Genomic DNA, 13,941 nt, shown 5'->3' on the forward strand with positions numbered 1-13,941 from the left:
CCGTCACAGCTTCAGTGCGACCTGCTGCTTCTTTGGCAACTTGCTGACTACCAGTTGATGTGAGCGGGTCAACAGGTCTCGCAGTTCCTCGTCACCCAGCGCGTAGGGCGTAGCGACGCTGATCCAGTACGCTCGCGCCAGATACGGTGCAGGCCGTACGCCAGGGCGATCGACATAACCGAGGAATAATTCGGGCGCCACTTTGAAAGACAGGCCTTTGCCTGCCAGATCCATCACCGCAAACATCTTGTTGCCAGCAATCGAAAACACTCGCGTACCGCCCCATTTGTAGTCCTCACGGGCACCGGGCAATTGCAGGCAAAACCCGGCAACTTGCTCAGTGTCCATTGGCTGGTCAGCTGTCTTCTCATTTGCCATGCGTCTGCTCCTGATGGCTTGCTTTGGGTGTAACGGGTTCATGTTTGAACGCCAGGCTGACATGTTCAATCCACGCGCGCACGGCAGGCAACATGCCGCGCCGCTGGGTGTAGGCCGCTTGTAAGTTACCACTGGGCAGCGACCAGTCAGGCAACAACTGAATCAACTGACCATTGGCCAACTCTTCGTGACAATTCATCAAAGGCAGCATGGTCAGGCCTAGCCCTAGCAGCGCTGCGCGTTTGCGGATCGGGAAGTCATCCACCACCAGGCGTGGATCGAGCACCAGCTCGCAGCGTTCGCCATTGCTGTGCAGCAGTTGAAAATGCACCTTACGGTCGGCCTCAGCAGCGCCCAGCACTGGCAACGCGGCCAGGTCTTGTGGATGGGTGATGTTGTGTCCTTTCAGCAAGGCCGGTGATGCCACGATGGCGGCGCGGGCCGGAGACAGCTGACGCACGATCAGGCTTGGGTCTTCATCGCCCACGTCACGGACGCGTAACGCGACGTCGATGCCCTCGTTGACCAGATCGACTCGACGATTGACCAGAATCAGCTCCAGTTGCACCTGCGGATGCCGGATGAGGAATTCGTTGACCACCTCGGACAGATTCCAGTGCGTCATGCCGATCGGGCACGACACCCGCAATCTGCCACGCGGCTCGGCCGTCAACGACGCGACTGCCTCATCGGCCATTTCCGCTTCCAGCAGCATCGCCTGACAGTGGCTCAGATAGCGCTCGCCCACAGCCGTCAGTGCCAGTTTGCGGGTAGTGCGTTGCAGCAGGCTCGCGCCCAAACGCTCTTCAAGTTCGGCAATACGCCGTGATAGACGCGATTTGGGAATGCCCAGCAGGCGGCCGGCGGCAGCAAAGCCACCGTATTCGACGACTTTGGCGAAATAGTAAAGGTCGTTAAGGTCTTGCATACCGAGCTCAATTGTCCTGTATATAGAACGAACTATCGCATTTAAGCCGACTAATCAGCGATTGGATTGCGCTGTAGGATTATCCCCACTTGATCGCCAGCTGGCGACTTTTCATTTGGGAAGCACGTTATGAAACTTTTGCACATCGATTCCAGCATCCTCGGCGATCACTCTGCGTCTCGCCAACTCAGCCGCGAAGTCGTTTCAGCCTTCACAGCCGTTGAACAAAACGCTCAGGTCATCTACCGCGACCTGGCCAGCGAATCACTGAACCATTTTTCCCCGGCGACCCTTGCCGCAGCCGGCACGCCTGAAGAAGGCCGTGATGCCGCGCAGAAGCAGGAAGTGGCAACCAACGAGCAGATCCTGCAGGAATTCCTTGATGCTGACGTGGTTGTGATTGGTGCACCCGTCTACAACTTCACTATTCCTAGCCAGCTCAAGGCCTGGATTGACCGCATTACTGTTGCCGGGCGTACTTTCCGTTACACCGAAACAGGCCCGGAAGGCCTGGCTGGCGGCAAACAAGTGATCATCGTTTCCACCGCGGGTGGCTTGCACGTCGGTCAACCGACCAGCGTTGGCCATGAGGATTTCCTCAAGGTTCTGTTCGGTTTCATTGGTGTAACTGATTTGAAGTTTGTCTTCGCTCACGGTCTGGCTTATGGCGAAGAGCCGCGTGCCAATGCACTGACTGCTGCGCAAAAGCAGATTGCAGAAGAGTTGTTTGCGGTGGCGTAACGCAGCAGCTTTACTAAATATCGCTGTCGAAAGAACTCCAGTGCCCATGGTGCTGGAGTTTTTTGCTGTCTGGCGTCTGCCAATCAAACATAAATGCAACGTTTGCCGCCCGTTACGCTCTTAAAACCGGTGAGGCCTTGAAAAGGGCACGCAGACTCAATCGGAACAGCGCAGATCAATCCGATCGTTTCAATTCGACTGACGTGAAGCGGATGACTGGAATTTATGACAACACCGGAAAAGCAGTACGTAGAGTGGCTGGTTGAACAGTCAATGCTCAATGCCGCACGACAGCGCGCCAAGTTGTACTCAGGGCAAGGCAGGCTTTGGCAACGTCCGTTTGCCGAGTCCCGGCCCAGAGATGCTTCAGCGATCGCGTCGGTCTGGTTTACTGCTTATCCGGCCTCGATCATCACCCGGCAGGGCGGATCGGTCCTTGAAGCGCTGGGCGATGAAACGCTCTGGCACGCCATGTCCGAGATCGGTATCCAAGGCATTCACAATGGCCCGCTGAAAACCTCCGGCGGTCTTCAGGGGCGTCAGCACACACCAACCATCGACGGTAACTTTGACCGGATCAGCTTCGGTATCGACCCTGAACTGGGCACCGATGCGCAGTTGCTCAGCCTGAGTCGCATCGCTGCAGCGCACAACGCAGTGGTCATTGATGACGTGATCCCGTCGCACACCGGCAAAGGTTCCGACTTCCGGCTGGCCGAAATGGCCTATGAGGATTATCCGGGCCTGTATCACATGGTCGAAATCCGCGAGGAAGACTGGCAATTGCTGCCAGATATTCCGGCTGGACGCGATGCCGTGAACCTGATGCCCGAAGTCGTCGACGCCTTGAAGGACAAGCATTACATCGTCGGCCAGTTACAGCGGGTGATTTTCTTCGAGCCAGGCGTCAAGGAAACCGACTGGAGCGCTACCGGCATTGTTCAGGGTGTGGATGGCAAAGCCCGGCGTTGGGTGTACCTGCATTACTTCAAGGAAGGTCAGCCGTCCCTGAACTGGCTGGACCCAAGCTTCGCGGCGCAGCAAATGATCATCGGCGATGCGCTGCATTCCATTGACGTCATGGGCGCGCGGGTTTTACGTCTGGATGCCAATGGCTTTCTGGGCGTCGAGCGCAAGGCTGAAGGCAATGCCTGGTCGGAAAGTCATCCGCTGTCGATTACCGGCAATCAGTTGTTGGGCGGGGCGATTCGCAAGGCAGGCGGTTTCAGCTTTCAGGAATTGAACCTGACCCTGGACGACATCGCTTCAATGTCTCATGGCGGGGCAGATCTGTCTTACGACTTCATTTCCCGCCCGGCTTACCAGCATGCGCTGCTGACCGGCACCACCGAATTTCTGCGGCTGATGTTGCGCCAGGTGCATGCGTTTGGCATCGATCCGGCGTCACTGATTCATGCGCTGCAAAACCATGACGAATTAACCCTGGAGCTGGTGCACTTCTGGACGCTGCACGCCCATGACACCTATCACTATCAAGGCCAGACGCTGCCCGGCAACATTCTACGCGAGCATATCCGTGAAGAGATGTACGAGCGGCTGGCGGGTGAGCACGCACCATATAACCTGAAGTTCGTGACCAATGGCGTGTCCTGCACCACCGCAAGCATCATTACAGCCGCGTTGGGCATTCGTGATCTGGATGCGATCACCGAGGAGGATATCCAGAAAATCCAGCACATCCATTTGCTGTTGGTGATGTTCAACGCCATGCAACCTGGCGTGTTTGCCCTGTCCGGCTGGGATTTGGTCGGTGCGCTGCCGTTGCCTGCTGATCAGGTTCAGCATCTGATGCAGGACGGCGACACTCGCTGGATCCATCGCGGCGCCTACGATCTGGTGGATCTGGACCCCGAAGCAGACTTTTCAGCGGGCAACATGCCACGCGCCAGAACGTTGTACGGCAGCCTTGTCAGTCAGCTACAACGTCCCGACTCCTTTGCTTCTCAGCTGAAGAAAATCCTCGCGGTGCGCCGTGCCTACGACATTGCTGCAAGCAAGCAGATCCTGATTCCGGATGTGCAGCATCCAGGACTGCTGATCATGGTGCACGAACTGCCTGCCGGGAAGGGCACCCAGATAACGGCACTGAACTTCAGCGCCGAGCCAGTGGTGGAAACCCTGCACCTGGCTGACGTGGCTCCGGGCCCTGTGGTGGATATCATCAATGAACGGGTCGAGGGCGACCTGACAGAGCAGGGTGAATTCACCATTACCCTTGACGCTTATGAAGGCCTGGCGTTACGCGTGGTCAGTGCGTTGCCAGGGTTCTAACCGTCGGTCCCTGCACAGAACGTGTAGCTCCGTTGACGAAATGACGACATATCTGGCCTGATACTGACCGGATGTAAACGTCAACGGATGCTGCATGGATATCAAACACAGTCTCAAACAGCGCATCGTCATCGTCTTCACGCTGATGAGTACTCTGGTCGCCTTGATCTTTGCAGCAGGCATTGTTGTCACTGTGCACCTGGTGGGTAAAAAGCTGACCACACTGTCCATGAACGGCGACCTGCATCGGTTGCTGCTGATGGATGACGTCGCCAACTGGAGCCATCGACCGGAAAAAGATTCGTTTTTCTATGTGCAGGATGCGTCGGGTCTGTTTGCAATGCCCGATGTTCTCAAGCCTCTTGCTCCCGGCTTTCACAAAGTCACCAAAGACAACATCAATTACTACGCGATGGTTGACGTGGTGGACGGTCGTCAGTACGTCTTGCTGCGGGACCAGACCGCGACGATTCAGCGCGAGCGCATTTTGTTTGCCATCGTTCTGGTGGGGTTTGTGCTCAGCGTTCTGTTGGCGTTGTTGCTGGGGCGCCTGCTCGCACAGCGGGTTATGGCACCCGTGGTGAAACTGGCGGGGCAGGTACGTCATCGTGATCAGGTCATGGACGCCGCTCCGGCGCTGGCGCCCGATTATGCGCATGACGAGGTGGGTGAGCTGGCGGTTTCTTTTGATGAAACCCTGGGCCGACTGCGCGCCGCACTGAGTCGCGAGAAGATGTTCACCAGCGATGTCAGCCATGAGCTGCGCACGCCGCTGATGGTGCTGGCGAGTTCTTGCGAGTTGCTGTTGGAAAATCCCGCTGTGGATCCGCGGTCACGCAATCAGGTATTACGCATCTCCCGCGCCAGCGAAGGCATGCGCCAACTGGTGGAAACCTTCCTGCTACTGGCCCGTATCGACACCGAGGTGCCAGGGCATGGCCCGCGCTCAACGCTCACGGCCGTGGCGGATGAGTTAGTGGATATCTGGCGCAAACCCATCGAAGAAAAAGGCCTGACCCTGCGCTATGAACCCGGCGTTGCTTCGGATCGCCTGTACAACGCAACGCTGCTGCATTCGGTCATGAGCAACCTGCTGCGCAATGCCTGGCATTACACCGACGAAGGCTTTATCAGCCTGAGTCTGCACGGTAACCGCTTTTCGGTTGAAGACAGCGGCATTGGCATACCGCTTGAGAAACAGCAGGCCATGTTCCAGCCTTTCGTCCGGGGCGATGAGCAGCGAGGGGAAGGCCTCGGTCTTGGGCTGTCGCTGGTGCAGCGCATCTGCACACACCAGGAATGGTCGGTCAATCTTGAAAGCCGTGTGCCACAAGGGTGCTGTTTTGAAGTGAGCCTGGTGGTACCCGCTGTTTCTACAGATAAACCTGAGAATGCCCGAAAACCGAACGCTGTCAGTCAGCCTGCTTAGGCAAGTGCTTGCAGTGTCTCGATGTGATCAACCCGTTTATCTTGAGAGTTACCCTGAATGACGACCCTGAAAATCACCTCGGGCGGATACGAGTTTCTCGCTGAAACCCATCCAGACGCACCGCAAACTGTCGCGGCTTTTCTCAAGCTGCTGCCATACCAACAGAAAGCAATTCACGTTCGATGGAGCGGTGAAGCCTGCTGGGTGCCATTGGGCGAGTACCAGTTGCTGTTGAACGAGCAACCCATCGGCTTCGAAAACCACACCAGCCATCCATCGGCAGGGGACATTCTGTTCTACCCCGGACCTTACAGCGAGACCGAGATCCTGATCGCCTATGGTTCGTGCTGCTTCGCCAGCAAAATGGGCCAATTGGCCGGTAATCACTTTCTGACTATTGTGCAGGGCAAGGAAAACCTGCGTGCCTTGGGGGTTAAAACCCTTTGGGAGGGTGCGCAGGATGTGCTGTTTGAGCTGGCCTGAGCGGTTCAGGCTCAGGCCGCAAATGCGCGCCACAGCGCCCACGCGATCAACAACCAGATCAGCACGATGCAGGCGGCCATTAACCAGCGGCCGTTGAGGCTGATTCGCTGTCCTGCCAAGGCTTGTGCTTCGGGACGACAGCTTTGCTGCAGCGCGTCAGGGATCAGACGCAGGGCGAGGGCGATACCCAGCGGCAGCAGAAGCACGTCGTCCAGAAAGCCCAGTACCGGGATGAAATCAGGAATCAGATCAATCGGGCTGATCGCGTAAGCCACCGTCACCATGGCGATGACTTTCGGCAGCCAGGGCATGTCTGGCTGGCGGCAGCATAACCAGAGCAGAATCAGATTGGCTTTGAGGCGGCGAGCCCAGAGCTTTAGTTGTTTTACGGTGTTGCTGATCATTGTGACTACTCGTCAGGCTGAGCATGCGGGTGCCCTGTAAATGGATGGTGTTCAGGGCTCTTGCTGGATATGTGTGTTGCGCAACGCTTAACGGGAGGCGGTGCTCAGGTCTTCAAAACACGCCTGTTGATGGAAAACAAAAGGCACGTCAGGTAATGCTGTGAACTGCCGGATCAACATTCGATACTCGGCGTCCGGGTCGAGATCCGTGAACTGTTCTGGCCAGAAGATCTTCGCCAGCCATTGTGCCCCGACTACGTTGAAAACGCTGTTATAGAACTGATGATTAAGGCCCTGTACGCAGCTTTTTGCTGAATTCGCGGTGGCCGCAAAGCCGGGGCGGGACATCAAACGCTGCATTTCGCTGTTGATGCGCGCAGCATTGGCGTCGTAGCCAAAGGGGATGGCGGAGACTCCATTGCGTTGACGCTGGGTACCCGTCATCAGGTACACGTCGGGCTTACTCAGAATCAGGGTTTCCAGTGCAACGTCGGCTGACTCGCTGCGCAGATAGCGCGAGCCGAGGTTTACCCCGCCAATGTTTTCAATCAGCAAGCCCCAGCCAGCATGAGCCTGAGTGTGGCAGCACCCGCCTGATCCCGCTTGTCCGGCCCGCGCCTCGACAAATACTTTGGGGCCGGGCAAGCCCGCCGTTCTCTCGCGGATGTGCGCCAACTGCCGACGGTAGACCTGCAGGTAGGCAGTTGCGTTGTCTTCACGACCCAATACCCGGCCAAGCAGCTCCAGACTGCGGGGTACGTTAACCAACGGATCCAGCTCATTGTCGACATAGATCAGGGGGATTCCCAGCCGCTCAAGCACGCTGTTGAGTACCGTATTCTCAATGGCTGCGCGCCCGCTGAGACGGGCGATGATCAGGTCGGGGTGGGTGCGCAGCAGGCTTTCGATATCCAGCTGGCCGGTGTCGGGAAAGTCCAGGCCCTGGACCTGCTTTGCCTGCGGCCAGCGCTGGCTCACCACGTTCCACAGACCAGGGTCGGAACTGGCCAGATTGTTATCCCAGGCAACGACCCGGGCCAATGGGGATTCACGCTCCAGCAATGCCAATGAAAGGAGCACGTTGCTGTCCTGCAGCACGATACGTTGCGGGGCGTGGGGCAGGGTGACGCTGCGCCCGGCCAGATCGACGACCGTGAGTGGGTAATTCGCTGCCTGGCTGGTCGTGCAGCACAACAGTAGTCCGGCAATTACCTTGCATGCCGCCAATACCAGGTTTTTCAGGGTATTACGCGGACATCCCGAGACAACGCGTTGCCCCTGTGGAAGCGAGGCTTGCCCGCGATTCAGACGCATTCCATCAGTTACACCGTTTAATCGTTCATCGCGGGCAAGCACCGCTCCCACAGGGACGCGCCCTGAAGCGCAGATCATGACACCGACCCGTCGACATGAATCTGTACCCGGCCCAGGCTGCAGCGCTCAACTCTGGCCCGGACTCGATAGACTTGTTCGAGCATGGCCGGGGTCAGCGTTTGGGCAGGGCTGCCAGCGGCGTTCAGGCGGCCGCGTTCGAGCACCATGATCTGGTCGGCCCAGCGCGCCGCCAGCCCGAGGTCATGAAGCACAACCACTACGATGCGGCCCTGATCGGCCAACTGTCGAACCATGCTCATGACGTCATTCTGGTAACGCAGATCGAGCGCACTGGTGGGTTCGTCGAGCAACAGAAGGCGCGGTTGACGAATCACCGCCTGAGCCAGGCTGACCATCTGGCGTTGGCCACCGGACAGACTCTCCAGCGGTTGCAGGGCCAGATGCATGATTCCCAGTTGCTCCAGCACTACACAGGCTTTGTCTTGTTGCTCCCTTGCGCTGCCAACCATGGCCAGCGAATCACCACCGCGTAATGCGCCGAGCAACGTTTCGAGCACACTCAGGGCAATACCGTCGGGTAATGTCTGAGGCATGAAACCCAGCACGCCGGCACGTTCACGACGCTTGCACCGCAGCAGGTCGAGGTCGCCCAAGCGTATTTCCCCCGTGGCAGACAGCAACCCGGCAAGGCTGCGCAGCAGGGTCGACTTGCCTGCGCCATTGGGGCCGACCAGCGCCACTACCTGGCCTGGAGCCACGTCGGGCAGATCGATGCCGTGCAAGACGGTGCTGCGCTTGTAGCCGACGGTGAGATTACGCACCTGCAACAGGCTCATGTCCGGCCTCGCTTGAGAATCAGGCTCATGAACAGCGGCACGCCGACCACGGCGGTCACGATGCCGATAGGCAGGACCACGCCCGGTATGAGTTGTTTGCTGACAATGGCCGACAGCGACATGATCAATGCGCCCATCAATGCACTGACCGGCAAGAAGAACCGGTGATCTTCACCGATCAGCATGCGGGCGATGTGTGGGCCTACCAGCCCGATAAAGCCGATCGTGCCGACGAACGCCACTGCGGTGGCGGCCAGCAGGCTGATGCGCAGCAGGGCGCCCAGACGCAAACGAGCGACATCAATGCCCAGCGTGGCAGCACGCTCGTCGCCCAGGCGCAGGGTGGTCATTTGCCAGGAAGCACGCAAACTGAACGGCAATACCACAAAGAACACCACGGCCAGTGTTTGCACCGCAGGCCAACTGGCACGGCTCAGGCTGCCCATGCTCCAGAACACCAGTTGCTGCAAGGCATCCGCCGAGGCCAGGTATTGCAGCAGCGCGACCATGGCGTTGAAGCTGAAGACCAGCGCGATGCCGAACAGCACCAGTGACTGTACGCCGCCCGTGAGGCTCGCGACCGCCTGCAACAACAACACCGAGGCAAAGGCGAAGATGAACGCGTTGGCGGTGATCAGCCAGCTACCGGGGACGCCGGGGATACCCAGGTCGAGCACAATAGCCAGTGCCGCACCGAAGGAGGCTGCCGATGACACGCCCAGGGTGAACGGGCTGGCCAGCGGATTGTTGAGGATGGTCTGCATTTCCGCCCCGGCCAGGGACAGCGCAGCGCCAACCAATACCGCCATCAGCGCGAAGGGCAGGCGCAGTTCGCGGACAATCACCTGGGTGTCCGGATCGGTGCTGGCAGGGGCGAATATCGCCAGCAGGACATCGCTGGCGGCAAATCGCGTGGTGCCCAGCGTGATATCAGCCACCAGGCAGGCCAGCAACGTCGCGACCAGTACGGCGCAGATCCACAGACGTTTACGCAGGATTCTGCTGTAGCCGACATGCAGTGTTTCGGCGTTCAGCGTGGGCTGCGAACGACTCAAAACCTGGCGCTCACGCTGGCGACGAACGAGGCCGGCTCGCCTGCGTAGTTACCGTCGGTACCGGCTGCCGTTTCGATGTACTTGCGGTCAGTCAGATTGCGGCCATTAAGGGCGACACGGATATTCTCATCAATGTCGTAGAACACGCTGGCGTCGACTCGGGCGTAGCCACCCACGTCATAGCTGTTGTTGATATCCCCCTGGCGTTCGCCCACGGCAATCACACCGGCGCCAAAACCCAGGCCTTTCATCGGCCCATCCTGCAGTTGATAGCTGGACCAGATCGAGCCGCTGAGGATCGGCACTCCGTCCAGACGGTTGCCCGTTTCTATTTCGGTGTCCTTGGTGACTTTGGCGTCCAGAACACTGACGTTGCCAATGATTTCCCAGCCTTCCAGTGGTGTGCCACTGACATCCAGTTCAACGCCGCGCACCCGCTGTTCGCCGGTCTGTACGGAGTAGTTGTCATCCGTTGGGTCGGGCGCAGCCACGTTCTGTCGGGTGATTTCGAACATCGACAGGGTTGCACTGAGGCGGTCAGGGATCAGGTCAAACTTGGCACCGACCTCATATTGCTCACCTTCCTCAGGGTCCAGAGTACTGCCGTTGCGCTGGGTATCACTCTGCGGAGTGAATGAAGTGCTGTAGCTGGCGTAGAGTGCCAGCCAGTCAGTGGGTTGATACACCAGCCCAAGGCGAGGTGAAACCTTGGTCGGGTCCAGATCAGTCGGGGTTGATACACGGTCCTGGCCCGGAGCGGAACCGGGAACGGTTGTGGTGTTGCGCTGCCGCGTATCGTCGTAGCGGGCGCCCACGATCAGCTTCCATTGTTCGCTCAGGTCAATCTGGTCCTGAAGATAAAAACTGTAAGACTCAACCTTGTAATCGGTCTCCTCGTTGAAGGCGAACGCGCCTGGCTGGGCGCCGTAAACCGGGTTGAAAATATCGATGGAGCCCAGTGTCGCCCGATCGCTGGCAACATTGCGCTTGCCGTCGATGTATTCAAAACCGGCAAGCGCCGTGTGGTTCAGGCCGCCAGTCGCAAAACGGGCAATGGCTTCGAACTGCATGTCCAGCGTCTTGACACGTTCATCGCCATCGGTCGCCCGGCGGCGCAGGGTCCGGCCGTCAGCAGCGAGGTCGCGTAGATCCACCACATAACGGTTTTTGTGGGACTCGTCCCAGCGAGTCATCTGGCGCAGGGTCAGCCAGTCATTCACGTCATGCTCGGCGCGGTACCAGGCCGAAAACTTGTCGGCTTTGTCCCTGGACCACGGTTCGTGCAAGTAACGGTCGGCGCTCATGTTGATCTTGCCATTCACCGGTATCAGCCCACGGTCGAACGGACTGGTCTGGTTGATGTACTCCAGGCCGGCATCCACACGAGTGGCTTCGCTGGGCTCCCAGCGCAATGTCGGGGCGATGTAAACGCGCTTGCTGTCGCGAAAAGTGTCACGAAACCCGCGCTCGGTCTGCGTGGCAACCGTCATGCGCCCGGCCAGTGTCTTCGCTTCGTCCAGTGGACCACTGGCGTTGGCCTCAAGCCGATAGAAATCATAGGAACCGGCCTGCGCCTTGACCTCTGCTTCGGGCGTGAAACTCGGCTGCCGCGTCACCAGATTGATCAGCCCGCCCGGATTGCCACGGCCATACAGCACCGACGCTGGCCCTTTGAGCACCTCGACACGTTCGACGTTGGCCAGGTCACGCAGCGCTTCAGGGCGTGACACCAGCGGGTTGATCAGCATGCCGTCCACGGCATAAGTCGTGGCCTTGAAACCACGAATGATGAAGCTCTCTGAAGAGCCGCCGTGACTATTGCTACGCTGCACGCTGCTGACGTTGGTCAGCGCATCACCAAGATTATTGACCTGCTGATCCTGCAGCACCTGACGCGACACCACCTGAATGGACTGTGGAACGTCGCGCAGAGCGCTGTCGGTTTTTGTGCCGGTGGCACTGCGAGTCGCACGATAACCCTGTACCGGGCCGTCCGCGCGCTCAAAAAAACGGGTGGAAGTAATGGTGGAAGGGGCGAGATTGACTGCGCCGCTGGCGGGCTGCGCGAACAGCAGCAACGTGCGATCGTCCGTGAGCGACCAGCCCAGACCTGAGTCTCTGAGTAATTGCGTCAGGGCCTCACGCTCACTGAGCTCTCCACTGACGGCCGGTGCGGTTTTGCCCGCGGCCAGTGCAGCGTCGAAGCTCAACTGCAACTGATTCTGCCGGGCGAACTGTGCCAGAGCCGAAGCCAATGGCTGGGCATTCATGCTGTAACGGGCGGTACGAGGACTTTCAGGAGCCTCGGCAGCCCAACTGTTCCCCATGGGCAGCATGATGAGCAGGGCGAGAGACGGCAATGCAGGTAGGCGCGACATCAATACGATCCTTCATACGTCTTGATTACGTTTGCGAAAAATTCTCAAACTGATCAGCAAAGACGTAACGCTCGCGGATTTTTTTCAACGTCGGGCAAAAAAAATGCAAAAAAAATCGAGGACGAATGTAAACACCCGTCCTCGCAGGTCGGATCAGCTTGCAGACGCTACCGGAAGTTTTGCGATGACCTTGATCTCGAAGTCAAAGCCGTACAGCCAGGTAACGCCCACAGCGGTCAGCGTGGGGTGCGGCGCTTTACCCCAGAATTCGGGCACGACCTTCCAGATCGTTTCGAATCGAGACGCTGGATCAACCATGAATACCGTCACATCGATGACATCATCGAAGGTACAGCCTGCTGACTGGAGAATCGCATTCAGATTGGTGAAGGCCTTTCTGGTCTGGGTTTCGAGATCCGGCTCCGGTGAGCCATCTTCGTTGCTGCCAACCTGGCCGGAAACGAACAGAAAACCGTTGGAGCGGATAGCCGGGGAGTAGCGGTTACGTTCGTAAAGCGCTTGACGGCCGGCTGGGAAAACTACGTCACGTGTGGTCATGGTCTGGTTACCTTGTCTGGATATCGAACCCGACTGACTCTAAGCACTTGCACCCACGCGATAAACGAGCAACCGTATCCAGCACTGTTTGCGAATCCCAAACAATCTAACGGTTAATCGAGGCAAAAATGGACCGCTTTGATGCAATGCTGGCATTTGCTCGCGTGGTGGAAGCGGGCAGCTTCACCAAAGCAGCCGATACGCTGCACATGAGCAAAACCACCGTCACCCAACTGGTTCAGCAACTGGAGGCGAGACTGCGGGTGAAATTGCTTAACCGCACCACGCGCAAGGTCAACGTGACTGCCGATGGCGCCGTGTATTACGAGCGGGTGATCAGGCTGCTGGCTGACCTGGATGACGCTGAAACCGGCTTGTCCAGCGCAGCGTCGTTGCCGCGAGGCAGGCTGCGAGTGGACGTGCCCAGTCCGCTGGCGAGAATGATCCTGATGCCTGCGCTGCCCGCTTTTCATGCGCAATACCCGGATATCCAGATCGACATGGGTGTCAGCGACCGAGTGGTCGACATCATTGGTGAGAATGTGGACTGCGTGGTACGCGGCGGCGAGCTCACGGACCAGTCGTTGATTGCAAGGCGGGTAGGCGACCTGCGGCTCGGAATCTACGCTGCGCCAGCTTATCTGGAACGCCTTGGTACGCCCCTGCACCCGCGTGATCTGGAAAACTCGTCACATCGAATCGTCGGTTTTCTCTGGGCGCGTACCGGCAAAGCGTTGCCCTACGCCATGCGTAACAACGAAGAGAACCTGCTTATCCACGGGCGCTACGTACTGGCGGTCGACGATGGCAATGCCTATCTGGCAGCGGGGCTGGCGGGGTTAGGTGTGATATGGCTGCCGGACTACATGGCAAAGGACCACGTGGCAGTTGGTGAGCTGGTTCCGTTGTTCGAAGAGTGGCGGATGGCATCCATGCCGCTCTACGTGGCCTTTCCACCGAACCGGCATGTCAGCATCAAGGTCAGAGTTTTCATCGATTGGGTTGCAGAACTCATGGCAGAGCATGCCCCGGTGCTCGAATTGCGTGATGAAAACGACATGACCAAGCGCTGATAGCAGGCGCTCAGGTTCCACTGAAAACCGCCCGGCAAGGGCGGCTTTCAT

At 58.4% G+C, this 13,941-nt stretch carries 13 protein-coding genes; 5 read left to right on the top strand and 8 right to left on the bottom strand.

Going from position 1 to position 13,941, the window contains the following annotated elements; genetic code table 11:
* Positions 1–3: 3 nt before the first annotated feature.
* Both EE949_RS11550 and EE949_RS11555 read right to left on the bottom strand, forming a co-directional pair.
* Positions 4–348, bottom strand: a complete 345-nt coding sequence (locus EE949_RS11550) for an MmcQ/YjbR family DNA-binding protein (RefSeq protein ID WP_122664485.1) — start codon at positions 346–348, stop codon at positions 4–6.
* Positions 349–367: 19 nt separating this feature from the next.
* A complete protein-coding gene (locus EE949_RS11555) occupies positions 368–1,306 on the bottom strand; it encodes a LysR substrate-binding domain-containing protein (protein WP_122664401.1) in 939 nt (312 codons plus the stop codon).
* Positions 1,307–1,435: 129 nt separating this feature from the next.
* Here EE949_RS11555 and EE949_RS11560 point away from each other — a divergent pair, with 129 nt between their 5' ends.
* The 4 genes from EE949_RS11560 (at position 1,436) to EE949_RS11575 (ending at position 6,251) form a co-directional block, all read left to right on the top strand.
* Positions 1,436–2,047 (top strand): FMN-dependent NADH-azoreductase, encoded by a 612-nt coding sequence (locus tag EE949_RS11560; protein WP_122664402.1) that lies wholly within the window; start codon positions 1,436–1,438, stop codon positions 2,045–2,047.
* A 225-nt stretch (positions 2,048–2,272) separates the two neighbouring features.
* Positions 2,273–4,339 carry a maltose alpha-D-glucosyltransferase gene (gene treS, locus EE949_RS11565; protein WP_122664403.1) on the top strand — a complete coding sequence of 689 codons (2,067 nt, stop codon included), beginning with the start codon at positions 2,273–2,275 and terminating at the stop codon, positions 4,337–4,339.
* Positions 4,340–4,433: 94 nt separating this feature from the next.
* Positions 4,434–5,768, top strand: coding sequence for a sensor histidine kinase (locus EE949_RS11570; protein ID WP_122664404.1), 1,335 nt, complete (start codon positions 4,434–4,436; stop codon positions 5,766–5,768).
* A gap of 57 nt (positions 5,769–5,825) precedes the next feature.
* Positions 5,826–6,251 carry a DUF3830 family protein gene (locus EE949_RS11575; RefSeq protein WP_122664405.1) on the top strand — a complete coding sequence of 142 codons (426 nt, stop codon included), beginning with the start codon at positions 5,826–5,828 and terminating at the stop codon, positions 6,249–6,251.
* 11 nt (positions 6,252–6,262) lie between these two features.
* On the opposite strand, the gene EE949_RS11580 is transcribed toward EE949_RS11575, so the two are convergent.
* From EE949_RS11580 to EE949_RS11605, 6 genes are all read right to left on the bottom strand, one after another.
* Positions 6,263–6,655 carry a YkvA family protein gene (locus tag EE949_RS11580; RefSeq protein WP_122664406.1) on the bottom strand — a complete coding sequence of 131 codons (393 nt, stop codon included), beginning with the start codon at positions 6,653–6,655 and terminating at the stop codon, positions 6,263–6,265.
* Positions 6,656–6,742: 87 nt separating this feature from the next.
* Complete coding sequence (locus EE949_RS11585; RefSeq protein WP_162874596.1) at positions 6,743–7,969, bottom strand: ABC transporter substrate-binding protein; 1,227 nt, start codon at positions 7,967–7,969, stop codon at positions 6,743–6,745.
* A gap of 74 nt (positions 7,970–8,043) precedes the next feature.
* Positions 8,044–8,826, bottom strand: coding sequence for an ABC transporter ATP-binding protein (locus tag EE949_RS11590; protein WP_122664408.1), 783 nt, complete (start codon positions 8,824–8,826; stop codon positions 8,044–8,046).
* Positions 8,823–9,881, bottom strand: coding sequence for a FecCD family ABC transporter permease (locus EE949_RS11595; RefSeq protein ID WP_122664409.1), 1,059 nt, complete (start codon positions 9,879–9,881; stop codon positions 8,823–8,825). The genes EE949_RS11590 and EE949_RS11595 overlap by 4 nt, the downstream gene beginning before the upstream one ends.
* On the bottom strand, positions 9,878–12,259 hold the full coding sequence (locus EE949_RS11600; RefSeq protein WP_122664410.1) for a TonB-dependent siderophore receptor: 2,382 nt from the start codon (positions 12,257–12,259) through the stop codon (positions 9,878–9,880). Before EE949_RS11600 ends, EE949_RS11595 begins: the two co-directional genes overlap by 4 nt.
* Before the next feature lie 153 nt (positions 12,260–12,412).
* On the bottom strand, positions 12,413–12,817 hold the full coding sequence (locus EE949_RS11605; RefSeq protein WP_122664411.1) for a RidA family protein: 405 nt from the start codon (positions 12,815–12,817) through the stop codon (positions 12,413–12,415).
* Between the two features lie 128 nt (positions 12,818–12,945).
* Here EE949_RS11605 and EE949_RS11610 point away from each other — a divergent pair, with 128 nt between their 5' ends.
* Positions 12,946–13,890: a LysR family transcriptional regulator gene (locus tag EE949_RS11610; RefSeq protein ID WP_122664412.1), complete on the top strand. Its 945-nt coding sequence runs from the start codon at positions 12,946–12,948 to the stop codon at positions 13,888–13,890.
* Positions 13,891–13,941: the final 51 nt, after the last annotated feature.

Source organism: Pseudomonas viridiflava (assembly GCF_900602065.1).
GTDB lineage: Bacteria > Pseudomonadota > Gammaproteobacteria > Pseudomonadales > Pseudomonadaceae > Aquipseudomonas.